The following is a 23314-nucleotide window of genomic DNA, read 5'->3' as shown; positions in this document are numbered from 1 at the left end:
GAGCACGCTCCGCGGGTTCGATGACGAAGCGTCCATGAAAAGGCTGATCTCGTCTGAGAATTAAACAAGCGAAACAAAGAACCGCAACAGTTCCGCTCAAGTCGTCAAGACGGGCGGCCCATGTTGGAAGGGGGAGTAGAATGAAGCCCACGACCATTCGTCGAGCATTCTTGGTGTCTGCAAGCCTCGCAGCACTGGCGGCATCGCCGGCCGTATATGCGGCCGAGGACGACCGGAACGCAAACGAGACCGTAAACCCCGGCGACATCATCGTCACGGCACGCCGCGTCGAGGAGCGCCTCCAGGACGTGCCGATTTCGATTACGGTCTATAACCAGGAGCAGCTCGAAACCCGCAACATCAAGAGCACTGCGGACCTCGCCACCTACACTCCATCGCTGACGACAAATACGCGTTTTGGCCCTGAAAAAGCTTCGTTCGCGATCCGTGGCTTCACCCAGGAACCAAATACTGCGCCTTCCGTGGCGATCTACTTCGCCGAAGTTGTGGCACCGCGCCTCCAGGTCGCGACAACAGGCGGCAACGGGGCCGGGCCCGGCTCGCTGTTCGATCTGCAGAATCTTCAGGTTCTAAAAGGTCCGCAAGGGACGCTATTCGGACGCAATTCGACCGGCGGTGCAATCCTGCTGGTCCCGCAGCGCCCGACGGATGCGCTCGAAGGCTACATCCAGGGCACATACGGAAATTACGATCAGAAGGAAGTCGAGGCGGTCCTCAACATTCCCGTCAACGACACGATGAAGGTCCGCCTGGGTGTCGACCGCAACAAGCGCGATGGCTGGTTGCACAACGTCTCGGGGATCGGGCCGGACGACTTCAACAATGTCAATTATCTGGCGCTGCGCGCCAGCCTCGTCGCCGACCTGACGCCCGATCTCGAAGATTATCTGATAGCGACCTACGCGCATTCCAAGACGAACGGCGTGGTTGGGCGGATCGCGGTCTGCAATCAATCCAACACTGGAACTCCCGCTGACGGCGCGAACAATCCGATCCGTGCCGCCCAATGTGCTCAGCTCGCCGCGCGTGAACAGAACAACCTGGGCTACTACGATGTGACAAACAGCGTTGCGGACCCACTCGAACTGATCGAAAATTGGCAGATCATCAACACTCTGACGTGGCGTGCGTCGGATTCCGTGACGATCAAGAGCATCACCAGCTATGCGCAGTCGAGGGAAGCTTCCTCGTTCAACATTTCGGGCGACCTGGCACCTGCCAATCCGACCGTGGGGCTGGGGCTTCGCAACCCGCCATTCGCTGTGGTCCTGCGCGGCCTGCGCGGCCCGCAGGGCGACAGCAGCACTTTCGTGCAAGAACTGCGCCTTCAGGGCCTCTCGATGGATTCGCACCTCGACTGGCAGACCGGCGGTTACATGGAAATCAGCGATCCGCTGGGACACGGCGAACAGTATTCCCCACTCTACGCCGGCTATTGCTCGGATGCATACTCGTTCAAGTGCTCCAGCGGCTTCGTCAACGTCGCACGGCAGGACTACAGCTTCAGGAACTACGGCCTCTACGCGCAGGCTTCGTACAAGCTCACGGAGCAGCTAAGCTTTACAGCGGGCTTCCGCTATAGCTGGGACAAGGTGGGCGCCAAGTCCGACAACATCACGGTTCTTCCCACTCCGACGGGACCCGCGCTTTACTCCTGTACCCAGGCTGCAACGCCGGCACGTTCAGGTAGCGAACTCCTTACGAATCGGGCCTGCGCGCTTTCGTTCAACCAGCAATCGAGCCGACCCACCTGGCTGGTCGGTCTCGATTACAAGCCCACGAGCGACATCTTGCTCTACGGCAAGTATGCGCGCGGTTACCGTGCAGGCGGCATCAATGTGACGGGATATACCTACCGGATGCCCGAAGTGCAGCCAACGTGGGATCCGGAAAAGGTCGATACGATTGAACTGGGCGCGAAGACTTCATGGCGTGGTTCGGTGCCAGGTTCATTCAACATTGCGGGCTTCTATAACTTCTTCACCGACCAGCAGCTCTCCGTGACGGTTCCTGCCTGCATCGCCGGGCCTGCAAATCCGCAGTGCACCGCGCCCGCGCCGGTGGGACTCAATGGCGTCTTCAACGTTGGCAGTTCGCACATCAAGGGCATCGAGGTCGATACTTCGATTGAGCCGCTTCCCGGATTACGGTTCGACCTGGGCTACGCCTACCTCGACGCCAAGGTGGTGGGCGCTTCACTTCCGGACTGCGCCGCGGCCGCGTTCGATTGCGCCTCGGCCAAGTTCCCCGCCAAGGGAGAGCAACTGCCGCTTGCACCGAAGAACCGTGTAACCCTGAACGGGGCCTACACACACGACTTTGGCGACAAGATCGGAGCGATGACGGTTTCGGCCACGTTCATCCACACCGATAGTCAGTATTACTCCCATTCGGCGGACGCGACTTACGCAGCCGGAATCATTCCGTTCAATCCGGGTCATCTCCCGTCGACGGATTTGCTTAACCTCAATCTGACCTGGAAGGACATGTTCAACGCGCCCGTCGACCTCTCTCTCTTCGCGACCAACGTCACGAAGGAAAAGTACTGGGTCGCCTCGACCAACGGTCTGTCTTCGACGGGCGCTGATTTCATCCTGTTGGGGCAGCCCCGCATGTATGGCGTGCGCCTGAAGTATACGTTCGGCCGGTAAGTTCCGGGAACTATCTGCCCTGTCGCCGGCGAACAACGCCCGAGCCGGCGACAGGAACGGGGAGGGGGCGTCGCTTGAGGGAGCGGCGCCCCTTCATTAATTCACGACCTGTGCGCGATACCGATTATAGCAGCTCCGGGATCGGTCGCATCGCGGCCGCCTTGGACGAAGCCATAAGCAGCATAGTCGTCACGTTCGACGTAACTCGTCATCGAGGTGTCACGCACGCAAATGCGCTTTGCGATCCGCCACCTGCCATCGATCCGCTCGAGATCGTCTACAAAGCGCCCGACGAGCTGGTTCATGCGATCTCTTTCGCCGTCCTTGCCCGGCAGGCGCATGAACGCGAGGAAGAAGGTCTCGGCTCCGGCCCGTTCGCCATCCACCTTGATGAGCGATTGACCCAGTATGTGGGAAATGGCCTCGGTCCTTTCGTGCATCAACTCTGTCATGATGCGGCAGTACTCGGGTGCCCTGGCCTTGACGTGTCCATGGTCGTCCCACGCTTCGTCGCCTGTATAGACACCCAGCATCAGGCCCTCATCGGCGCGGTCGCAGGCGTGGCAATATTCGGCGAGGGTTTTGCGGATCTCGTAGTGATCCAGCATCTCCTGAATGCGCATGTCCATTGATTTTCACCTCTCCTAACGCGGCACTTTTGGCCTGTTTCACGTCGGCTTCCGGCGCTCGTCCGGATGACAGTCCTTCGCTCGCGAATTGCAATCCCGCGAGCCTGAGCTGCATCGCCCGTCGGTGATGTCGAGACTACAGGGGTGGGTGCGAAGCGCGACGGCAATCGATCCAGAATTTTCACTATATGGCAAGTTCTCTGGGCTCGCGATTGACCGTGATCGATCCGTGCCGAAAGTGGTTGGCGAGCGTGTGAAGCGTAGCAAGGCATAGGGGGATGGGACGGGGAAGGGGATTTCCCCGTCCCAGCTTGCCGGCAACAACTGCCACGCGGTCACCACCGCCGGAGGGATAACCGGCGAGAAACAAACGGGAGTCGTCCGATCCGCGAGAAGTGGATGCGAGGCGACCCATTGGAAGGAGAGGTCGCCATGGCGACAATCAACATTGCTCCGCTCTCGGACGATCTACCTTACGGCGCCCGCATCACGGGCGTCACAATGCAGAACGTGGTCGACGAGGATGTGCGCCGGCAAATCAATGACACGTTCACCGAGCGCGGCATGATCGTGTTCTCGGAGGTGGAGCCTTCCTCGCAGATGCAGGTTGCGCTCAGCGAGATCTTCGGAACGCTTGAAGCGCATGCCCTCAAGGACGTGCCGCGTGTCGACGATGATATGCCCGGCCTCGTCAATTTCGACTACGAGGACATCTTCGAGGTCGATGGCAAGGAGCTGTCGTCCTACATCCCGTGGCATTTCGACGCCTGCTATACGAACCAGCTCAATCGCGGCGGTGTGCTGCGAGCGCTGAAGATCCCGCCTGAAGGCGGCCTTACGGGCTTTGCCGACGGGATCCAGCTTTACAACGCGATCTCGCCCGAACTTCGTGAAAAGTTCGAAGATCTCGAGATCATCTATCATTCGCACCTAATGTTCATGGAGATGAAGTTCGGCAGGCCGGCATCGTACCATCCCATCAAGGTGCGCAAGATGATCACGGACATGATCGAAGCCTCACGCGATGCGCCGCGATCGGTTCATCCGGCAATCTGGACGCGGCCTACCGGCGAGAAAGTTCTCCACGTCTCGCCCTGGCAGGCGGCAGGCATTTGCGGGCATGAGGACGCCGAAGGCGCCGCGCTGCTCGAAGAGCTTTGCCAGGAAATATATGCCAAGATGAAACCTTACTTCCATGATTGGAAGCCGACCGACATGGTCATCTGGGACAATTGGCGCTTCGTCCATTCGGTGGCGGGACACCCACCCCAGTATCCGCGCCAGATGCAGCGCACCACGATCCGTGGTGACTACGGCCTCGGCCGCTTCGAACTGGCCGGTGTGGAAAGCACTACGGGCATCGGCGTGTGACGCCGGGCGCGCGATGCCGGGAGCCCAACACCAGGCATCGCGCGCCAATTTGACTTCACGCATCGCTGCCAGGGGCTGGCTTGCTGATCGCAGGCAACCCGCGAGCCTGATCAACGCCGAGCAATGAACGCGGCAAAAAATTAGAAGAGAGGTACAGTCCATGGCCGAAGCCGATGCAGGCATTGCCGTCCCGTTTCGGATCGAGGAGCGCGATCGGATTCCAGCGGCTCGCTATTACGACGAGACCTTCTTCGAACTCGAGAAGGAACGCCTCTGGCCGCATGTCTGGCAACTGGCCGCGCGGCTCGATCAGATCCCTGAGGTCGGCGACTGGACCGAATATCAGATCTTCGAGAAATCGGTTCTCGTCGTCCATACCAAATCAGGCGTGAAGGCATACGCCAATGCTTGCCGCCATCGCGGCGTACGGCTCGGCAAGGGGCATGGCAACTGCGCGAAGGCCGGCTTTATCTGCCCCTTCCATGGCTGGCGCTGGAACATGGAGGGCCAGAACACATTCGTCTATGGCAAGCACATGTTCGGCGAGACCCAGCTCAACGCCGACGATCTCAATCTGCCCGAGGTTCGATCGGAAATCTGGGGCGGCTGTGTCTTCATCAATTTCGACGATGCGGCGCCTAGCTATCGTGACACCGTCGGTCCGCTCGCTGATCGTTTCGATGCGCATCACGTCGGCAACCTCAAGGCGGAGTGGTGGTACGCGACAGTGCTGCCGGCCAACTGGAAGATTGCGATGGAGGCCTTCATGGAAGGCTATCACGTGCTGCGGACCCATCCCCAGCTCCATTCGGCTTGCGCGGCTATGTACAACGCCATGTACGGCAATGACACTGGCGGCCTTGGCCAGGCGGTTAATGCCAATGCTACCACCCACGCCAACGTCGCCAGCCATATCCGCCATCTGGAATTGCTGAGCGAAGGCATGGCGGGCATGGTCCACGCCAAGGAAGTGGAAATTGCGAAGTCGCTCGCCGACGTGGAGCTGCCGGAGGATCCGCAGCAGGGCCTGATGACCTGGTATGGGATCTTCAATGCGGAAGTTACCCGGCAACTGCGTGAGCGGGGAGAGAACGTCCCGGATCTCAACGCGGTCAAGATGTCACACTACGTCCATCCGATCGAGTTCCTGTTTCCGCACTACTTCCTGCTGCCGATGGTCTCGAGCATGTCAGCTTACCGTATCCGGCCGCTCACGGCAGAGACCTGCTATTTCGAGATCTGGTCGCTGACGCACATGCCGGAGGGCTCGGATCACGTGGCTCCCAAGGAGCCGGTGGTGCTGCCCTATGACAGCAAGGAGTTCCCGCCGATCCCGCAGCAGGACTACGCTAACATTCCAGAACAGCAGGTCGGGCTCCACGCGCCGGGCTTCGAGTTCATGCGTCTTGGCAAGGACATCGAGGGCCTCATCGCGAACTATCAGCAGATCATCGATGGCCACCTCGCCGGCGTGCCGGCTGCCAAGTTGGCCGAGGCAACCCATAAGCTGTGCAACAACTTTGACGGTCCAATCCTCGACCTCGGGTTTTGACCGAAATTGCCCCGATTTCTTGGAAGAGGAACCGAATTTGATGCCGCCAACAGGTTCCCAGCGGATGCCCTCGCTCCCGGTCGAAGCATGGAGCGACGAGGTGCGCGAGGTCTACGCCGTCTACGAAGGTGAGGAGGGACGCATCAACGGGTCGAAGTACAACTTCACGCATTGGTTTGCCAATCACCCGCCGCTCGCGCTCAACTGGATGCGCTTCAACCATGTCCTGACGCGCGGCGTGCTCGATCCACGCCTGCGCGAAATCGTGATCCTGCGCATCGCGCACCGCTACTCTTCCGACTACGAGTGGGTGCAGCACGTGAAAATCGCCGCGCCGCTTGGGATCGGCCCTGCCGAGCTCGAAGCGGTGAAGCAGGGCCCGGATGCTCCGGCGTGGACTGTGTTGGAGCGTAATGCGCTGAGAGCCGCCGATGCCATGTGCGAGCGCCATGACATCGAGGATGCACTCTGGTCGCAGCTTGCCGCCGATCTCGGTGCCAAGGAGCTCATGGAGCTCCTGTTCATGATCGGCACCTACACGCTGCTGGCGTGGGTTCTGAGAGCAGTACGCATGCCGCTCGAACCTGAGGACCAGCTTGGACGTTTGGAAGAAGGAACTGCCGCAAATGGATGATCTGCGTTTCGATGGCCGGGTCGCGGTTGTTACGGGTGCAGGCGGCGGGCTGGGCAGGGCATATGCCTTGCTGCTCGGTTCGCGTGGGGCCAAGGTCATAGTCAATGACCTCGGTACGAGCCGGACGGGCGAGGGCGCCGACATCGGGATGGCCGAGAGCGTCGCACGGGAAATCCGCGCCGCAGGCGGCGAAGCCCTCGCCAACGGAGATACCGTTGATACCGCCGAGGGTGCCAAGGCAATCGTCGGTGCTGCGCTCGACAACTTCGGCAAGATCGACATCCTGATTCATAACGCGACCATCAACCGGCGCGGCTCGTTCCGCGAACTTTCTTTCGCGGACTTCTCGAAAGTGCTCGACGTACAGATCAGCGGTGCTTTCCACCTTAGTAAGGAAGCGTTCCCAAGAATGTGCGACGCCGGCTACGGCAGGATCGTTTTGGTCTCGTCGATCGCGGGCCTCTACGGCGAGCGGAATGTCGCGGCCTACTGCACGAGCAAGGGGGCGCTTATCGGCTTCGGTAATGCCCTCGCGCTCGAAGGGGCAGAATTCGGCGTTACGGCCAACTGCATCGTACCCGCAGCCCAGACCCGCCTGGCAGAGGGGCGCGATACCTCAGATTTCCCGAACTGGGGCCCCGAACTTGTGGCGCCAGCTGCAGCCTGGCTTGCGCACGAAAACTGCAAGGCGACCGGCCAGCTCTTCGTGGCACTCGCGGGACGTATGGCGCATGCCTACGTTGCCGAAACCCGGGGCGCTTTCCAGGCCGAGTGGACGATCGAGGACGTTGCAGCGCGCGAAGCTGAAATTGCCGATCGCTCGCAGCAAGTCGTGTTCGAGCCGGCGCCGCGGGGTTTCTATGATCACCTCGGTTACAGCTTCGACATGGCGCGTGGAAAGTAAGGCGACCATGGACGCGGAATACGACCTTATCATCGTGGGGAGCGGGGCAGGCAGCGTGCCGGCTGCTCTCGTGATGAAGGACCATGGTTACAGCAGCGTGATCCTCGAGAAGCAACCGGTCTTTGGGGGAACGAGTGCTTATTCAGGCGGCGTTATCTGGATTCCGGACAACCCGGTTGGCAATCCGGACGGCACCCGGGACTCCTTCGAGAAATCGCGCCGATATATGGAGGCGGTTGCTGGCGCGTCAGCCGCGGAAGTGCGTCCCGAACGGCGCGAGGCCTTCATCCGCGGGGGCGGCCACATGGTCCGCTATCTGCTCGGCAAGGGCATGAAGCTGATCGATGCGCATTGGCCCGATTACCATGATGAGCTGCCGGGCGGTCTCGCGTCCGGCCGATCGATTGCAGCTCCCATCTTCGATGCGGGCGAACTGGGCGAATGGTCGCCTAAGCTCGCTCAGTATCGGATCACCACCGACATACCGGTGCTGAGTTCGGAGACTGTCCATCTTTTCGTCATCAAGAAGACCTGGCGGGGCAAGCTGGTCGCTGCTCGGGTCGGTTGGCGCATGATGGTGAAGAAGCTCCTGCGCAAGGACCTGCGCGGAGCGGGCCCGGCGCTCATGGGGCGCCTTTTTCAGATTGCCATCGGAGCGAAGATTCCGATCGAACTCGATTGTCCCGTTCGCGACTTGCTGGTTGAAAATGGACGTGTTGTCGGTGTCATCGCCGAGCGCGACGGCCAGAGGATCACTATCAGGGCTCGCCGCGGCGTCCTTGTCAATGCGGGGGGATTTGCTCGCAACTTGAAGATGCGCGATCAATTTCAACCGCATCCGACTTCGGTAGCCTGGACGCAGGTCAATCCCGCCGACACCGGAGATCTCATCCAGGCGGCGATGAAACTTGGCGCGGCGACCCGTTTCATGGACGAAAGCTGGTGGCTCCCGAGCACTTATCACGCCGATGGCACGTTCGGCGGCTTCCATTCTCCAAACGACATTTCGAAACCTCACTGCATCGTCGTGGACGGCAATGGAAAGCGTTTCGTCAACGAATCTTGCGGTTACATGGAGTTCGGTCAGAACATGTACCGGGCTCGCGCAATACCGGCGTGGGCGATTTTCGACACGCGTCATCGCAAGACCTACCCCTGGGGCAACGTCATGCCGGGCCGCGTCCCCGACGAGCTCATAAGGAGCGGCTACTTCAAGCGGGCAGATACCCTGCGAGATCTCGCACTCCAGTGCGGTATATCGCCAGATGGCCTGGAGGCGACGGTCGCGCGTTTTAACGGGTTCGCCAGAAAGGGCGTCGACGAGGATTTTCGGCGCGGTGAGAGTGCCTACAACAATTACTACGGCGATCCGACAGTCAGGCCCAATCCGAATCTCGGCACGATCGAGAAGGGCCCCTTCTACGCAGCAGCAATCTATCCAGGCGATGTCGGCACGGCTGGCGGAATCGATGCGGATGAGCACGGTCGGGCCCTCAGGGAAGACGGCTCGGTAATTGAGGGGCTTTATGTAACGGGCAATTCAGCGGCCGCGGTTTCAGGCCGCTGTTATCCCGGTGCCGGTTCAAGCGTCGGCCCTTCGATGGTCTTCGGTTATCTTTCGGCCCTTCATGCCGCTGGAGCTAACACTGGTACGACTGAACCACTTTGCGATTTTGACGACGAAGTGATGCGCGCCTTTGTCGAAGCCGCTGCCCCCACCGCAAGGGCTGATCAAGCTGAGAAAACCTGAAGTTCAGGCTGCAATGCAGTCCAAGTGTATCGGGAGATGAGAGTATGTCCACGGTTACCCACACCTCGCTTCGCGCCGAGGACATCAAGCCGAACATCGGGGCCCGCATTTTGAACAGCAAATCCGAACTGCTGTCTGCGGAGCTTGCCGGCGAGATTCGTGAATTGCTTGAGCAGCGCGGTGTCTTGGTCTTTCCGGAGATTGCCTTCACAGACAAAGAGCAGGTCGCCTTCACCAAGACACTTGGCACCTTCGCGCCGGAGCTCCACGACAAGGACACCCAGTCGGTTCACAAGATCACGCTCGACGTCAAGGAAAACCCGGGAAGCGCGGAGTACCTCAAGGGTTCGCTCTACTGGCACATTGACGGCACCCGCAACGAAGTGCCGATCCTCGCCTCGCTGCTGTCCTGCCGCAAGCCGGCGTCGTGGGGAGGAAACACGGGCTTCAGCAACACCTACGCTGCCTACGAAGGCCTCCCCGAAGACCAGAAGGCCGAAATCGAGGGGCTGCGCGTCATTCACGCGCCCTGGGCATCGCTATTCTACTACGAGCCCGAGCCGACGCTGGAGAAGCTCAAGTACATGCAGGCTGTCGGCGAAAAGGAGCTCCCGCTTGTCTGGAAGCACAAGTCAGGACGCAAGTCGCTGATCCTGGGGTGTACGGCCCATCACGTTGTCGGGATGCATCATGCGCAAAGCGCCGCAGTACTCCACGGCCTTCGTGACTGGGCTACGGGAGAAAGCTTTACCTACAGCCACGAATGGAAAGTTGGCGACCTTGTTATCTGGGATAATACCGGAACGATGCACCGGGCCGAGGCCTACGATCCTTCGTGCGGACGCCTGATGGTCCGCACGAAGCTGCAGGGCGAGGAGCCCTTCGAATAATCATCCAGACCTTGCAAATTCCTCCCGCCCTGCGCGCTCGTTGATCTTGTCAGCGGAGCCGCAGAGCTGGAGGTTGAGCATTGCTCGCTTCATGAAGCGGTGGCTCTGGTGTTCGTCGGTCAGACCAATTCCGCCGTGGAGCTGGATCATCTCCTCTGTGATGTAGCGGAATGTCTCACCGGCGAGCGCCTTTAGCGAGGCTATTTCGGTCAGGCTGGCCTCGCTGCTTGTGGCGCGCTTCCACAGCAACGCTTGGGCGGCGGTCAACTGCACCTTCATGTCGGCGACGCGGTGCTTGAGGGCCTGGAACATGGCGATCGGGCGATCGAACTGACGCCGGATCGCCAGATACTCGATCGTTGCCTCTAGCGCGGCAGACGCGCCGCCGAGACAATCGGCTGCGATGGCAAGATGTGCTTCCCCGAGTAGGCGGGTTTCGAGATCGCCGGCACTATCGGCGTCGGTCAACATCTGCATCGGAGTAAATTCTTCGAGAACGATGTCGAACATCCTGCGGCTTGGGTCCCAGATCTTGCGCTCGATTACGGAGACGCCTCGGGCTTCCAGCGGAACCAGGCCGTAGCCTCCCGGAAGCCGGGCGATGACAGCAACTGCCATATCTGCTTCAAGGACACCGCAAATCGTGCCCGAGACCTTGCCCTCTGCGACTTCGACGAGCGTTGAGGGAAGCAGGGGATGCGGTGCGTATTCGCCTGCTGTTAGGCTATCAATCCACTCGCTGCGCTGGGCGAACTCCTGACTGGCTACGATTGCCTGCAGGCCGAGCTGTGCTGGAAGAAGTGGCATCGCGGACAATACTCGCCCCATTTCGAAATGCAGTGTCGTCGAGGCCGTTCGGTCGAGGTCAAGGCCGCCATCGTCCCCGGGAATACGTACTGCAAGCCAGCCCATTTCAGCTGCGAGCTGCCAGCTTTCCAGGCGGGCAGGCGAAAGCAGGCCGGACGGGAAGGCCTTCTGCGCTGATTCAATCAATTCAGCTGTTTCGATCATGTCTAGAGTATCCATCCCTTAGGTTCGCGCGGCATGCCGAGCATGCGTTCGGCGATGATGTTGCGTTGCACTTCCTCGCTGCCTCCAGCGATCGTCCAGGCGTAGGAATTCATGAAATCAGCCATCCAGTTGCCGGTGTTTAGGTCACCGTAAGTGATCGGTGCGACGTACTGTTCGGCCATGCCGCCGAGACGCAGTCCGAACAGCGAATAGGCTCTCAGCGCACGGCTGTAGGCGTTCTTGACGATCGAGGCGTCGCCGACCCGTTCGTCTCCCTTTATACGGTTGTCGAGGAACTGGTCGGCAATCGCGCAGACGGCATCGACCTGCGAAACAAGCGACCCGAAATCGCGCATCACGCCGCGATCCTCCTCATGCCCGTACTCGCGGATCAATACGGCGATACGCGAGAGCGCGCCGCGAAGGCGATAGGCGAGTTCCATCAAGGTCAGACCGCGTTCGGAAGCGAGAGTCGCCTGCGCCACAGCCCAGCCGGCGCCTTCCTCGCCAACGCGTTCGCAGACTGGAACTTCAACATTGTCGAGGAAGATCTCGGCGAATTCCTCGTCGCCCTGGATCTGGTGGATCGGACGGACGGTGACGCCGGGCGCCTTCATATCCATCAGCAGGTAAGTGATACCCGCCTGCTTGACGCCCTCCGATGATGTGCGCGCCAGAAGCAAGCATTTGTCCGCGAACTGGGCCATCGTCGACCAGACCTTCTGGCCGTTGACGACATAGACGTCGCCGTCCGGGCGCCGAACGAGTTCCGCGCGGGTTTTGATCGACGCAAGATCGGAGCCAGCTCCCGGCTCGGAAAAGCCCTGGCACCAGGTTTCGCCCTCGAGGATTTTCGGCAGGTAGCGCGCCTGTTGCTCGGCGCTCCCGCATTCATGGAGGGTTGCGAAGGCATGATAAGTGGAGAGGAAAGAGAGTAACAGGCGCGGGGTGTCGGCCCTCGCGAACTCTTCGTAGATGACTTTCTGTTCGGCCAGGGTGCGACCGCCGCCGGGATAGTGGGCTGGCCAGTGCGGGATAGCATAGCCACCCTTCACCATCGTCAGGAACCATCCGCGCTGTGCCTCGGCAAACTCCCGATGGCTCAGCTGGCTGTAGGCTTCCCGCCATCCGCACGGCGCGTTTACATCCAACCAGGTGCGGACTTCCTCTCTCAATACTTTGAGGTTCGGGCTCTCAGTCACGGATACACCTCCTGGCGCCACGCGATCTGGCACTGCCGCGATGTTCGCTCACAGGCTCCATTGAAATTCCTCTCTGTCCCGCTGCCGTTGAATGGGGACAGGCTCATCCGCTGCACGATGTGGGCAGGTTGGCCAGGCCGAGTTGGCAGCAATGTCGCGCCCAGACAGCAGGTCTGGGCGTTTGTCGCAACGAAGTGCGAGCTCGCTTGTCACACTGTGAAAGTAATTCGCCTTGCGGCTTGCTCTCCCATGCTCCTGCGTCATCACGGTTCCACAACGAGAATAGACGAGGATGGCGAAAGAGCATGGCGAACAGGACAACCGGGCACGCGGCACGAATTGTTGCGATTACCGGTGCGGGGGCTGGGCTTGGGCGGGCCTTGGCGCGCAAGCTCCATGCAGACGGCGACGAACTGATCCTGCTTGGGCGCACACCGGCGGCCATTGAGAGCGTTCGCGACGAACTGGGAAGCCGGTCGACCGCGATCCAGTGCGACGTTTCTTCACCCAGTTCTGTCGATGCCGCCTTCGGCCGAATCCGGGAGCGCTTCGGTCGGCTCGATGTGCTGGTCAACAATGCAGCAATCTATGAGCCTTTCACGATTGCCGAAGCGCGCGACGAACAGATTCTCTCGATCCTGCATACGAACTTGGCAGGACCGATGTTCACTTCGCGAGCAGCGATCCCGCTCATGACTGCAGGCGGTCATATCTTGAACCTCAGCAGCGAGTCGGTAGTTCGCGACTTTCCGATGCTCTCCCTCTATCAGAGCTCGAAGGCCGGCCTTGAGCGATTCAGTGCGTCGCTCGGCGCGGAACTTCGCTCTCAGGGTATACGCGTGACCGCGCTGCGTGCGGGGATGATGTACGACGAGAGCAAGACGTCTTCGGGTTGGGATCCCGAGGTTTCCGCTCGGTTCGGAAAGGCGTGCTTCGCAGCCGGCCTCGATCTTCGGGCGCAGCCCAAGTCGCATTTCGACGGTGTTGCCGCAGTGATCCGCGAATTTCTGCGCCTGCCTGCCGACATCGGGGCGCCGATCCTGCAGCTTGAGGGCTTCTCGCAGCTGACGTCGCCAGTCACGGTGTGATGGAGGCAGGCAATGGATAGATCCGAGGCACACCTCCTCAGTCATGAGACCCACGACGGCGTGCTGGTGCTGACGCTCAACCGCCCCGACAAGTTGAATGCGCTCAGTAATGAAGCGATGACGCTGTTCGAGCGTGAGCTCTTGCGCTTTCGGGACAGCTCCGAGCTCAAGGTACTGCTGATCCGCGCGACCGGGCGCTATTTCAGCGCAGGTGCGGATGTCCGCGAGGCCCAGAACCTCGAGGCCGCAGGCGAAGCGGAGCCAATGACAGCGCGCGGGATCCGCGAGAACCACCGCGTGCGCAATCGCGGCATGCACCGGATCTACGACGAGATGGAGCATATAGAAAAGCCCATCGTCGTCGCTCATCAAGGCATGTGCATCGGCGGTGGGCTCGAACTTTCATTGTCCTGCGATTTTCGGCTGGCATCGAGCGAGGCCGCCTATGCCTTTCCCGAAAATCGCATGGGTGTGCTTCCGGCATCCAATGGCGTCAGCCGCCTCGTTCGCACCTGCGGAGCGCACTGGGCGCGGTGGCTGATCATGGGGAACAAGCCGGCAAATGCGCAGGAGGCCTTGACGATGGGCCTCGTCCACCAGGTTTTTCCCGCCGACGAATTTGAAGCGGAAGTAATGGCCTTCTGTAGTCACCTCGCAAAACAGAACGGCGAGCAAATGGGGGCGGCCAAAGTCGCGATCGAACTGGCTGCTGAACTCGGCCGTGACTCTGGAAGGCATGTCGAGCGCATGGCCAATAGCGCGCTCATGCTCAATCCCGGCTATCTTGATCTGGTCGCACGGCATGTCGCCACTGTTGGCGCGAAGAGGGAGCCGGCATGACGAGGTCGCGGCTTCCGGGGCTTGCGCAGATGTTGCCCTCCGACCTCCTGCAATTCGCACTGGGTAAGGTCTCTGCCGAATTTGCGACAGTTTCTGCCGCGGGTTTCCCGATCGATACACCGACATTCGTGTTCCCGAATGACGAAATGACCACGCTCGATATCGGCACGGGTCTGGCCTATCCGGCCAAGGCAGAGCGCGCGCGGCGCAATCCCAAGGTCGGTCTCCTTCTCGAAGGGGGAAAGGATGATCCGGTAATCTCCATCGCCGGACACGCCGCCGTGCACGACAGCGACATTCAGGCCAATCTCGAACGCTACCTTGCCGAGACCATATTTTCGCCCAACGTCAACCCGCAGGTCGTTGCCTGGGAGGCAACCCGCGAGCGACTCTATTATCTGGCGCGGATTATCGTCAGTATTGCGCCGGTTCATATCCGCTGGTGGCGCAGCCGCTCTGCAATGGAGCAGCGCCCGCTTGAATGGCACGGGAACGCTTCACACCATGCCCTTTCCGATCCGGCGCCGCCGGGCCGGCAAACCGAAGCACCGTCCTGGCGGCAGCCACCCTGGCCGGACCTCGCGGCGCAGGCGATCAATGGCGGCGCACCTGCGCATCTCACTCTCCTCGACAACGATGAATATCCCATTCCCATGATGGCCCACGAAGTCGCGCTCGGGCCGAACGGTTTTCGCGTTCGCGTTCCGGCGGGCGTTCCCTGGACAAGCGGGAAGGCGAGCCTGTCGTTCGTCGGCAAGGAAATCTTCCTTGGAGAGTTTCTGCGTGAAGACGGTGGCGGCACCTTGGCGGTGGAGCGCGCGCTTCCGGTACTGCCGATGATGGACGAGCGTGGAGCATTATCGGCCAAGACACGGGCTGCGCTCGATGCCCGGCTTGCTGGAGAGCTCGAACGCCGGGGCCAACCCATGCCTGTCGTACCCCTTGAGCCTCCCGAGCCGACAGCAGGGGCCCTACGGCGAGCAGCGGCTACTCGCGCCATCGATGCCGGGCAAGTCGGAGCTGGCCTGTCGAGCTGAAGTAACGGGTGCCAAAGCACTGAACCGAGAGAGGATTTCCCATGGTGAACCATGTCGTGACGCTCCATCTTCATAACGTCGCGCCCCGGCATGAAGCCGCTTTTGCGCGCTGGTTCGACCACGCCCACAAGCGCAGCATCTCGCGGCTCCGCGGCTTTGTGCGTGCAGAACGATATGAGGTTGCAGCGGCGCAAGTCATGGCTGACATTGCCCAGCCCTGGCGCTTTGCAAGCGTCTACGAGTTCGAGCACGTATCGCCGGAGATCGATATTCCCGCGCTTGGCCCACATTTGGCCGAGGCGAGGGACAAGGGCTGGATCCAGGATCTGGACGAGAGCGAACGGATCCTCAGCTACGAGATGTATTCGGATTGGCGCTACAGTGCCAATCACGATCCCGCGCAGCCCTTTTCGGGGATCAGCATACTGCTAGGGAATTTCTCGCCAGGACGCGAGAACGAGTATCACCGCTGGTATGACAGCGTCCACGCGCCCGAGGTAACGAAAACGCCGGGGAAGGTCGCCATGAAAAGAGGGAGGCTCTCGGAAAGCCAGATCGAGCCGAGGCGCTATACTTACGGCGGTCAACTGGTCCTGTGTGCGCAGCAGACCGACGATCTTGCTTTCACCGTGCGCGATTTCAGCGCCCGCGCACGCGGCTGCAGTCCCAGCGGGATCGCATTTCAGCCGCGTTCGGTTGCAGGCTCCTTCGCTCGCACTGTCCACTACTTCACGAAGATCAGCGGCGATCGGTTCTGGTCGGGAGGCATCGCCTACGACGGGGACCTTGCCGCCTATCCAGAGTTCGCTCTTGCCTGATCCTCAGCCTCGTTGAAGTGCGTCACACCCGGAGAACCTCGATGGCCAACCTCGCCGCTCAGTGTCCTGTCCCGAGCCAAGCCACAACGTTTCCCCAACTTCTGAGGGCAAGCGCCGCGACCTACGGCGAGGCGACTGCGATCCGGGATATGGACGAAGGGGGGGAGGCTCTCAGCTTCAGTGAAGTCGAAGCCCGATCTGCGCTGCTTGCCCGAGGGCTTCTTGCCCGCGGATTAGGCAAGGGCGCTCGGATCGGCTTCATATTCGGCAATGGCCCACAGTTCGCTGTCGTGCTTGCCGCAATCGCGCGGATCGGCGCGGTCGCCATACCGATCAGCACGATGTTGAAGGCAAACGAATTGGTCCGCGTCCTGCGACAGGCAGACGTGGCCGGCCTTGTTCTCCAGCGCACCTTCCTGGGCCACGATTATGTGGCGCGTCTTGTTGACGCCATCCCGGAACTGGCATCGGTAACGGATCGATCCCTGTTCCTCGAACAGGTGCCTTACCTGCGATGGATTGCAGCGACAGGAACGCGCGATGGATTACCTGAGGCAATTCACGATTTTACGAGCCTCTGCGAGCAAACCGAAAAGGTCGGGGAAGTGCTGCTCAGAGCCGTCGAAAGCGAGGTAGCGCCTTCGGACCAGATGGTCGAAATCTATACTTCGGGTTCGATGGCGCTTCCCAAGGGGGTTCGGCACGATCACGGCCCGGTGCTTTTCCGCGCGCACTCCATCAGGTCATTGCTGAAGCTTGAGCCGGGCAAGGAAGTCGTCGCCCGCTTGCCCATGTTTTGGGTAGGCGGTTTCATGATGGCGCTTCTGCCCAACTGGGAGGCCGGCGCAACGACGGTCTGCACGGGGCGTACGCTTCAGGATACCCGCGTGGCTTTGGGCAGCGTGCTTGCGGACGAGGATATCGAGTTGCTAGCTCGTCAAGCAAAGCCATGGTGGGGGCTCGGCATGAGCGAGACCCTGGGGCCTTATTCCTTTGGCGATGAGTTTCGAGCGAATGGATACCCTCTCTGCACGCCAATGGACCATTTCGCAGAAGGGTATGAGGTCAGGATTGCGGACGAGAAGGGGTGCGAGGTGTGCGATGGTGAGGTCGGTGAGATGCAGGTGAGGGGCTATCCCGTGACGCCTGGGCTTCACAAGATCGATCGCCGGATCGTATTCACGTCCGACGGCTATTTTCGGACGGGCGACCTGTGCGTCAGGGATGGTGCGCGCGTGCATTTTGTCGGCAGGAGCGGCGACATGATCAAAACGGCAGGCTCCAATGTCTCGCCCGCAGAAGTCGAGCGGGAACTACAGGAACTCGAAGGCGTGCGGGCCGCATACGTTGTCGGCCTGCCGGACCGCGAGCGCGGACAGCTTGTCGTAGCAGCCATCGTAGCGGCAGACGATGTCGAGCCGGATTTCGAATTCCTTGAGGCGAGCATGCGCATGCGCCTGTCGCCCTACAAGGTGCCGCGCCGGTGGATTGAGATTCGCCGCGAGGAGGTACCAATGTTACCTTCCAACAAAGTCGCGCGCCGGGCCCTTGCCGACCTCATTTCCAACCGCCTCAGCTAGCAGGATCCTTAGCGACAGACGCAGCAAGGACTCGAGCAGGGGAGCCGCCCAAGGTTGGCCGCGATAAGGCAACCGTAGTGCGTTGGAGCGACCCAACCCGTCGCAGGCACGGTCGCTGCCGAAGCTATGTCCATGTTCTTTGAACTCACGGCGATCGCGGTGAAATGGAGGTCCGCTACCTCGAGCCCGACTACCACGCTGTCGACGCATAGCAGGAAGTTCGGTCGATCCGCGCCTCGTGCCCATTGGCCCGAATCAAAGCAGATTTTGTCGACAAGGAGGAGGCAGAGCGACGATGTTCGGCGGACCGTCTGGCTTTCCTCGATCGCGTAGCGTCCATTGATTTGAACGAATGGCCCGTTTCGGGCGCGTCAGAATAACGGTAAAACGACTGAAATTTAGCGCGAAGAAAACTTCAGCGGGGAAGGGCGAGCCCACCGTGGGGCAGTGCGCAATGGAAATTCGCCGGGCGCCGCAATCTCGCCTCGCGATCGTCTGGGTCTCACTTTTGGAGCCGATTTTGTTGGCTTCAAATGCGCTATTTTCGGCATGGATTGGCGCCGGTGGCGGTCGATTCTGAGCGGATCCCGCACCTGGAATGGAGAAAGCGGGGCGTTTAAAACGCCAGTGGCGAAGATTACCCCATATTTAGATTCAGTCAGAGCGCGTTTTATGGGAAATGATGGATCAATCCGACAGGAACGTTCACTTTAGAAGTGAGAAAATTGAGGCGCTTTCAGAATTTCTGACACTTTTACGGTCTCCAAAGGTGTGTCGGATTTGCCACAATTTCCATTGATACAAATTCATCGTTGATTTGTACTCTGCTTGACGTAGATTTCGAAGGCATCGTATTTTTCGTGCGATGCCGAGGCGTGAGAACCTCGCAAGCAATCAGAATTTGTCTCGCCCTTCGGGGCGTGCCGGGTAGCTGACGCAAATGTCCAAGCCGCTTCTTGCGGTCAAAAAGCGTTGGCGCATGTGCTTGCATGTTCTCATCACCCGGTCCTGCCGGCTCCGCCTCGCAAGTCGAGCGGAGCCGGTAGATGCTTTCACTGCATGAACTCCTTCCAGCTGGCGGCGAGCCATGCGATTTCTAGGCTTCGCGCGCGCCCCGCTGGACGATGAGCAGCCTTTGCCGCCTGAACATGACCTTGCCCTTCCGGCGAGCGGCGGGCTCGATCAGATCTTTCGGCAGGAACGAATTGGCCTTCTGCGTTTCGTATCTCGCAGATCGCGGCACGAGGACCCTGAGGATATTGTCCAGCAGGCCTTCGTACGGTTTGCGGCCAGCGCGAATGCGGGCAGGTTCGACAATCCCGGCGCCTATCTTCGGCAGTCAAGCGTGAATCTCCTGAAGGACAGCGCGCGCTGGACCAGGCGCCATCCATCTTCGCATATGTCACGGATTGAAGAGGCGGAGATAGCCGACGGCGATCCGGTTGCAGCGCTTGAAGCGCGCGACCGTCTCAAGCGGATCGAAGAGGCCGTTGCCCGGCTCAAGCCGCTGACACGGCAGATATTCCTCGCGTGCCGCGTGTATGGCTATAGTCATGCCGAAATCGCCGAGCAGACCGGGCTCAGCGTGAAGGGGGTCGAGAAACAGATGGGTAGCGCGATCAAGCAGCTCGGCCGGCACTTGCGCCGCCATGACTGATCCCGAACAGTTCACGCTTCCCGATGAATTTCACGGGGCGGCGTCGTCATGGCTTCATCGCCGCGATGCGGGAGAACCCGGTCTCGAACCCAAACTCGAGGCCTGGCTGAACGCCGATCCGCGCAACCGGCAGGCGTTCGAGGAAGCCGAACTGGTCTGGTCCGCCTCGAAAGTAATGAGGGCTAAGGCGGGAGGTTTCGACGGCCCGATTATGCGCGCGCCGTTTCATATGCGCCATAGCACGCATGTCGCGCTCGGCGTTGCACTCGCGATCGCTGTGACTGGGCTGTCGACGGCGTGGCTCGTCTCCCGTCATTTGCTGCCCGAACTCATCGCTCCCGCCCGCGCTGCGACTTACGAAACCGGGATTGGCGAAATTCGCACATTTCGCCTGCCCGACGCGAGCGCCATCACGCTCGACACCGATACCCGGGTCGAAGTCACCGTGTCCGGCGCAGCGCGCCATATCAGGCTCGCAAGGGGACGGGTGCGTATCGAGAATGCGCCTGAAGCGGGCGCCTTCGTCGTCACGTCGGGTAGCCAGAGCGCGACCGTCGAGGGAATTGTCTTCGACGCTGTGCTTGCCGGGCCGCAGCTTCGCATTGTCGCGCCCCAGCAAGAACTGCGCTTGAACGCGGCAGAGCCCGACACCGGAGCGCCACGCGAGATCGCGCCCGGAACACAGGTCCAGATCGGTTCTCCCGCCGGAGCCGCCAGCGTCCCACGCTCCGATCTCGAATGGGTTTCGGGAATGCTCGCGTTCGATGGCAGCCGGCTCGACGACGCGGCCGCTGCGATCAACCGCTACAACCGGATCCAGATCCTTATAGCGGGCGATGGACTGGGCTCGCGCAAGATCTCTGGCGCCATGCGGGCGAACGATCCTGACGGGTTCGCCAATGCCGTCGCCGCGATGCTGAACCTTCGTATCGTCCGCCCGAACCCGGCTGAAATCGTGCTTTCGCCGCGCTGAACTCAATTCCCAATTCGTAAGTGAAAAAAGTCGGGGGGCAGATTCGCCTCCCGCCGTTTTGCCTCCCGAACCGCCAATTAACGGTAGCGGGGAGGAAAACGAAAAATGAAAAAAGGTGCTTACTCCGTCACACTCTGGCTGGCGTCGACTTCGCTCTTCGCCGTTGTAGCTTGCCCTTCGGTCGCAACAGCGCAGCAAACTGCGCAACTTACCATCGATCTGCCCGAGCAGCGCCTGGCAGAATCGCTGAGGGCTCTTGCGCTGCTCTCGGGCCGGACGGTCCTTGCGGATGACGGGAGCGTTGCCGCGAGGCGCGCTCCCGCTCTGCACGGAACCTTCACGCTCGAGCAAGCTCTTGACCGTCTTCTCGCAGGTTCAGGTCTGAAAGCGGAGGCTGCGGGCAACGGTTATGTCGTCCGCGGCGCGGCGCGCGGCGGGAAGGAGAGTGGTGCTGGGGGCGATGATATTGTCGTGACCGGTACGAGACTGCGCGGCACCGAGGTGGCTTCCCAGGTCATCGTCCTTGGCAACCAGACACTTCAGGATTCCGGCTTCGGCGACCTTGGCGATGCTGCGCGCAACATTCCGCAAAGCTTCGGCGGCGGGCAGAACCCGGGGATCGGCCTTAACGTACCGGCGTCTGCAGGCGCAAATGCCGGTGGCGGTTCGACCGTCAACTTGAGAGGGCTCGGCAGCGACGCGACGCTGACCATCCTCAACGGCAGGCGGCTTCCCTACGATACCGCGCTTCAGGGCGTCGATATCTCGGCCATTCCGCTTGCCGCGGTCGACCGCATCGAAGTCGTCGCCGATGGATCTTCGGCAATCTACGGATCGGATGCTGTCGGCGGCGTGGTCAACGTGATCCTGCGGCAGGACTATGAAGGCCTGCAGACCCGCGCTCGCATTGGCGGCGCAACCGAGGGCGGTGATTTCCAGCAGCTCTATGGGGTCCTTGCAGGACATCGCTGGAACGGCGGCGGCATGTTCGTGACTTACGAATACAACCGCAACACCGAGCTCAATTCGAACCAGCGCGACAGTACGATATCGCACCCGAACATGACGCTGCTGCCTGCAAGCCAGCGCCACGCGGTTGCGGCGCACGTGCATCAGGATCTGGTGACCGGCCTCACGTTCGAAGGGGATGTCCTCTACAACGAGCGAACGGGTTCGCTCACTTATCCGCTCAATGCGGCCTCCGATCCGCATGTCAGCCGCGTCGACCAGTCCTACAATTCCTACTCGCTCGCGCTTGCCGGTGCGCTTCACTACCGGCTCGGTCACTGGGAAGTCACGGCAGCCGGGACATACGGCAAAGGGCGCAACGACCTTCTGGCCGAATACGTCTATAGCGATGTCACGGGGCTCACTTCCGCAAAGCGGTACCGCAACCGCTCGACCACCGGCGAACTTGCGGCCTCGGGTCCGGTGTTCCACCTTCCCGGCGGCGATGCCCGGATCGCGGCGGGGCTGGGCATCCGCGACAACGGTTTCGAGATATATGCAGGACCGGGCAGTTACCAGAATGCGAAACCGAGCGAGACGGCCCGCTATGTCTTCGGCGAGCTCAACCTGCCGCTCATCAGTCCCGATCTTGGCATTCCCCTGGTTCGCAAGCTGTCGCTGAGCGGAGCGCTGCGTCACGAGGATTACGATACCGTCGGCCAGATCACGACGCCCAAGCTGGGGCTTATCTATGCGCCCGTGGACGCGCTGGAGCTCAAGGCGACATGGGGGCGCTCGTTCCGCGCGCCGAGCTTCTATGATCAGTACGGTGCCCAGACCGCCAGCCTTTACGCCGCCTCGCGCCTGGGCGGAATCGGCTATCCGGCGAGTGCGACTGCCATCTTGCTCGGTGGCGGCAATCAGGACCTGAAGCCCGAACGGGCGAGGAGCTGGTCGGCGACGGCCTCGTTCCATCCCGCCGCGCTCGAAGGCGCGACGTTCGAAGTGACCTATTTTTCCACGAACTACGTGAACCGCGTCGTCACCCCGATCACACTGACGGCGCAGTCGCTGTCCAATCCGATCTACGCGCAGCAGGTCAGCTTGAACCCGAGCGCTTCCCAGCAGGCGAGCATCATTTCCGGTGTCGACCAGTTCTACAACTTCACGACGGGGGCGTACGATCCCTCGCAGGTCGTTGCCATTATCGACAACCGCAAGGTCAACGCCGGCCGCCAGACCGTTCACGGCATCGACGCGCTGGCGCAGTATTCGGCCAAGCTGGCCGGAGGCACAGCCTCGTTCGATCTCAACGCCACTTATCTCGTCAGTGAGCGCCAACTCTCGGACGGGCAGCCGATCGAGAAACTTGCAGGCTATCTCTACAATCCGCCGCACTGGCGCGGAAGAGCAGCGGCAAGCTGGGATGACGGGTCGTGGCGCCTGACGGGAACGCTCAGCTACATAGGCGGGGTCGTCGATACGCGTGCAAGTCCGCCGGACAAGGTGCACGGCATGACCACGCTCGACCTCTCGGCGCGCTATCGCTTCATTCGCGAAGGCAGCGTGCTCGATGGTCTCGAAGTCGGGGTGTCGGCGAACAACCTCTTCAATGCGATGCCGGCCCAGATCACCACCACGACCTGGGCCGATACGCCCTACGATTCGACCAACTATTCGCCCGTAGGGCGCTTCCTGGCTCTCGAGGTCGTCAAGAAATGGTAACGACGACTTCTTCCGTGCTCGCGTTGGCGAGCG

General features: G+C 60.9%; 18 protein-coding genes. 15 read left to right on the top strand and 3 right to left on the bottom strand.

Features of this window, described 5'->3' with window-relative positions; all coding sequences use genetic code 11:
- Nucleotides 1-140: 140 nt before the first annotated feature.
- Entirely contained in the window at nucleotides 141-2672 is a 2532-nt protein-coding gene (locus tag AC1VVM_RS15240; RefSeq protein WP_482955400.1) for a TonB-dependent receptor, read from the top strand.
- Between the two features lie 101 nt (nucleotides 2673-2773).
- Here AC1VVM_RS15240 and AC1VVM_RS15235 read toward each other — a convergent pair whose 3' ends face one another.
- Entirely contained in the window at nucleotides 2774-3301 is a 528-nt protein-coding gene (locus tag AC1VVM_RS15235; RefSeq protein WP_482955399.1) for a nuclear transport factor 2 family protein, read from the bottom strand.
- Between the two features lie 432 nt (nucleotides 3302-3733).
- On the opposite strand from AC1VVM_RS15235, the gene AC1VVM_RS15230 reads away from it, so the two are divergent.
- The 6 genes from AC1VVM_RS15230 to AC1VVM_RS15205 all read left to right on the top strand — a co-directional run bounded on the left by AC1VVM_RS15230 (nucleotide 3734) and on the right by AC1VVM_RS15205 (nucleotide 10402).
- The gene (locus tag AC1VVM_RS15230; RefSeq protein ID WP_482955398.1) at nucleotides 3734-4672 is read left to right on the top strand and encodes a TauD/TfdA dioxygenase family protein; all 939 of its coding nucleotides are present in this window, start codon (nucleotides 3734-3736) and stop codon (nucleotides 4670-4672) included.
- 160 nt (nucleotides 4673-4832) lie between these two features.
- Complete coding sequence (locus tag AC1VVM_RS15225) at nucleotides 4833-6224, top strand: aromatic ring-hydroxylating oxygenase subunit alpha (protein WP_482955397.1); 1392 nt, start codon at nucleotides 4833-4835, stop codon at nucleotides 6222-6224.
- 40 nt (nucleotides 6225-6264) lie between these two features.
- Nucleotides 6265-6858, top strand: coding sequence for a carboxymuconolactone decarboxylase family protein (locus AC1VVM_RS15220; protein ID WP_482955396.1), 594 nt, complete (start codon nucleotides 6265-6267; stop codon nucleotides 6856-6858).
- Nucleotides 6851-7762 carry an SDR family NAD(P)-dependent oxidoreductase gene (locus AC1VVM_RS15215; protein WP_482955395.1) on the top strand — a complete coding sequence of 304 codons (912 nt, stop codon included), beginning with the start codon at nucleotides 6851-6853 and terminating at the stop codon, nucleotides 7760-7762. Before AC1VVM_RS15220 ends, AC1VVM_RS15215 begins: the two co-directional genes overlap by 8 nt.
- A gap of 7 nt (nucleotides 7763-7769) precedes the next feature.
- Nucleotides 7770-9512, top strand: a complete 1743-nt coding sequence (locus AC1VVM_RS15210; RefSeq protein ID WP_482955394.1) for an FAD-binding protein — start codon at nucleotides 7770-7772, stop codon at nucleotides 9510-9512.
- A gap of 44 nt (nucleotides 9513-9556) precedes the next feature.
- On the top strand, nucleotides 9557-10402 hold the full coding sequence (locus tag AC1VVM_RS15205; RefSeq protein ID WP_482955393.1) for a TauD/TfdA dioxygenase family protein: 846 nt from the start codon (nucleotides 9557-9559) through the stop codon (nucleotides 10400-10402).
- Here AC1VVM_RS15205 and AC1VVM_RS15200 read toward each other — a convergent pair whose 3' ends face one another.
- A complete protein-coding gene (locus AC1VVM_RS15200; protein WP_482955392.1) occupies nucleotides 10403-11413 on the bottom strand; it encodes an acyl-CoA dehydrogenase family protein in 1011 nt (336 codons plus the stop codon).
- Nucleotides 11414-11415: 2 nt separating this feature from the next.
- Nucleotides 11416-12615 (bottom strand): acyl-CoA dehydrogenase family protein, encoded by a 1200-nt coding sequence (locus AC1VVM_RS15195; RefSeq protein WP_482955391.1) that lies wholly within the window; start codon nucleotides 12613-12615, stop codon nucleotides 11416-11418.
- A 305-nt stretch (nucleotides 12616-12920) separates the two neighbouring features.
- Between AC1VVM_RS15195 and AC1VVM_RS15190 the strand changes: the two genes are divergently transcribed.
- The 8 genes from AC1VVM_RS15190 (at nucleotide 12921) to AC1VVM_RS15155 (ending at nucleotide 23281) form a co-directional block, all read left to right on the top strand.
- Nucleotides 12921-13703, top strand: coding sequence for an SDR family oxidoreductase (locus tag AC1VVM_RS15190; RefSeq protein ID WP_482955390.1), 783 nt, complete (start codon nucleotides 12921-12923; stop codon nucleotides 13701-13703).
- Between the two features lie 12 nt (nucleotides 13704-13715).
- Entirely contained in the window at nucleotides 13716-14543 is an 828-nt protein-coding gene (locus AC1VVM_RS15185) for an enoyl-CoA hydratase/isomerase family protein (RefSeq protein WP_482955389.1), read from the top strand.
- Nucleotides 14540-15580 carry a pyridoxamine 5'-phosphate oxidase family protein gene (locus AC1VVM_RS15180; RefSeq protein ID WP_482955388.1) on the top strand — a complete coding sequence of 347 codons (1041 nt, stop codon included), beginning with the start codon at nucleotides 14540-14542 and terminating at the stop codon, nucleotides 15578-15580. The genes AC1VVM_RS15185 and AC1VVM_RS15180 overlap by 4 nt, the downstream gene beginning before the upstream one ends.
- Nucleotides 15581-15621: 41 nt before the next feature.
- A complete protein-coding gene (locus AC1VVM_RS15175) occupies nucleotides 15622-16398 on the top strand; it encodes a hypothetical protein (protein WP_482955387.1) in 777 nt (258 codons plus the stop codon).
- A 41-nt stretch (nucleotides 16399-16439) separates the two neighbouring features.
- Nucleotides 16440-17978 carry a class I adenylate-forming enzyme family protein gene (locus AC1VVM_RS15170; protein ID WP_482955386.1) on the top strand — a complete coding sequence of 513 codons (1539 nt, stop codon included), beginning with the start codon at nucleotides 16440-16442 and terminating at the stop codon, nucleotides 17976-17978.
- A gap of 1087 nt (nucleotides 17979-19065) precedes the next feature.
- Complete coding sequence (locus AC1VVM_RS15165) at nucleotides 19066-19635, top strand: RNA polymerase sigma factor (RefSeq protein WP_482955385.1); 570 nt, start codon at nucleotides 19066-19068, stop codon at nucleotides 19633-19635.
- The gene (locus AC1VVM_RS15160) at nucleotides 19628-20608 is read left to right on the top strand and encodes a FecR domain-containing protein (protein ID WP_482955384.1); all 981 of its coding nucleotides are present in this window, start codon (nucleotides 19628-19630) and stop codon (nucleotides 20606-20608) included. The genes AC1VVM_RS15165 and AC1VVM_RS15160 overlap by 8 nt, the downstream gene beginning before the upstream one ends.
- A gap of 105 nt (nucleotides 20609-20713) precedes the next feature.
- Nucleotides 20714-23281 carry a TonB-dependent receptor domain-containing protein gene (locus tag AC1VVM_RS15155; RefSeq protein ID WP_482955383.1) on the top strand — a complete coding sequence of 856 codons (2568 nt, stop codon included), beginning with the start codon at nucleotides 20714-20716 and terminating at the stop codon, nucleotides 23279-23281.
- Nucleotides 23282-23314 lie beyond the last annotated feature (33 nt).

The organism is Novosphingobium sp. BL-S-33 (assembly GCF_056857025.1).
This window is presented reverse-complemented; position numbering and strand designations above follow the sequence as displayed.

Coding starts and splice junctions, on each gene's coding strand:
- AC1VVM_RS15155 (WP_482955383.1), top strand. CDS start 20,714: ATGAAAAAAGGTGCTTACTCCGTCACACTCTGGCTGGCGTCGACTTCG.
- AC1VVM_RS15185 (WP_482955389.1), top strand. CDS start 13,716: ATGGATAGATCCGAGGCACACCTCCTCAGTCATGAGACCCACGACGGC.
- AC1VVM_RS15180 (WP_482955388.1), top strand. CDS start 14,540: ATGACGAGGTCGCGGCTTCCGGGGCTTGCGCAGATGTTGCCCTCCGAC.
- AC1VVM_RS15230 (WP_482955398.1), top strand. CDS start 3,734: ATGGCGACAATCAACATTGCTCCGCTCTCGGACGATCTACCTTACGGC.
- AC1VVM_RS15175 (WP_482955387.1), top strand. CDS start 15,622: ATGGTGAACCATGTCGTGACGCTCCATCTTCATAACGTCGCGCCCCGG.
- AC1VVM_RS15215 (WP_482955395.1), top strand. CDS start 6,851: ATGGATGATCTGCGTTTCGATGGCCGGGTCGCGGTTGTTACGGGTGCA.
- AC1VVM_RS15235 (WP_482955399.1), bottom strand. CDS start 3,301: ATGGACATGCGCATTCAGGAGATGCTGGATCACTACGAGATCCGCAAA.
- AC1VVM_RS15190 (WP_482955390.1), top strand. CDS start 12,921: ATGGCGAACAGGACAACCGGGCACGCGGCACGAATTGTTGCGATTACC.
- AC1VVM_RS15200 (WP_482955392.1), bottom strand. CDS start 11,413: ATGATCGAAACAGCTGAATTGATTGAATCAGCGCAGAAGGCCTTCCCG.
- AC1VVM_RS15225 (WP_482955397.1), top strand. CDS start 4,833: ATGGCCGAAGCCGATGCAGGCATTGCCGTCCCGTTTCGGATCGAGGAG.
- AC1VVM_RS15240 (WP_482955400.1), top strand. CDS start 141: ATGAAGCCCACGACCATTCGTCGAGCATTCTTGGTGTCTGCAAGCCTC.
- AC1VVM_RS15220 (WP_482955396.1), top strand. CDS start 6,265: ATGCCGCCAACAGGTTCCCAGCGGATGCCCTCGCTCCCGGTCGAAGCA.
- AC1VVM_RS15160 (WP_482955384.1), top strand. CDS start 19,628: ATGACTGATCCCGAACAGTTCACGCTTCCCGATGAATTTCACGGGGCG.
- AC1VVM_RS15170 (WP_482955386.1), top strand. CDS start 16,440: ATGGCCAACCTCGCCGCTCAGTGTCCTGTCCCGAGCCAAGCCACAACG.
- AC1VVM_RS15165 (WP_482955385.1), top strand. CDS start 19,066: ATGCGATTTCTAGGCTTCGCGCGCGCCCCGCTGGACGATGAGCAGCCT.
- AC1VVM_RS15210 (WP_482955394.1), top strand. CDS start 7,770: ATGGACGCGGAATACGACCTTATCATCGTGGGGAGCGGGGCAGGCAGC.
- AC1VVM_RS15205 (WP_482955393.1), top strand. CDS start 9,557: ATGTCCACGGTTACCCACACCTCGCTTCGCGCCGAGGACATCAAGCCG.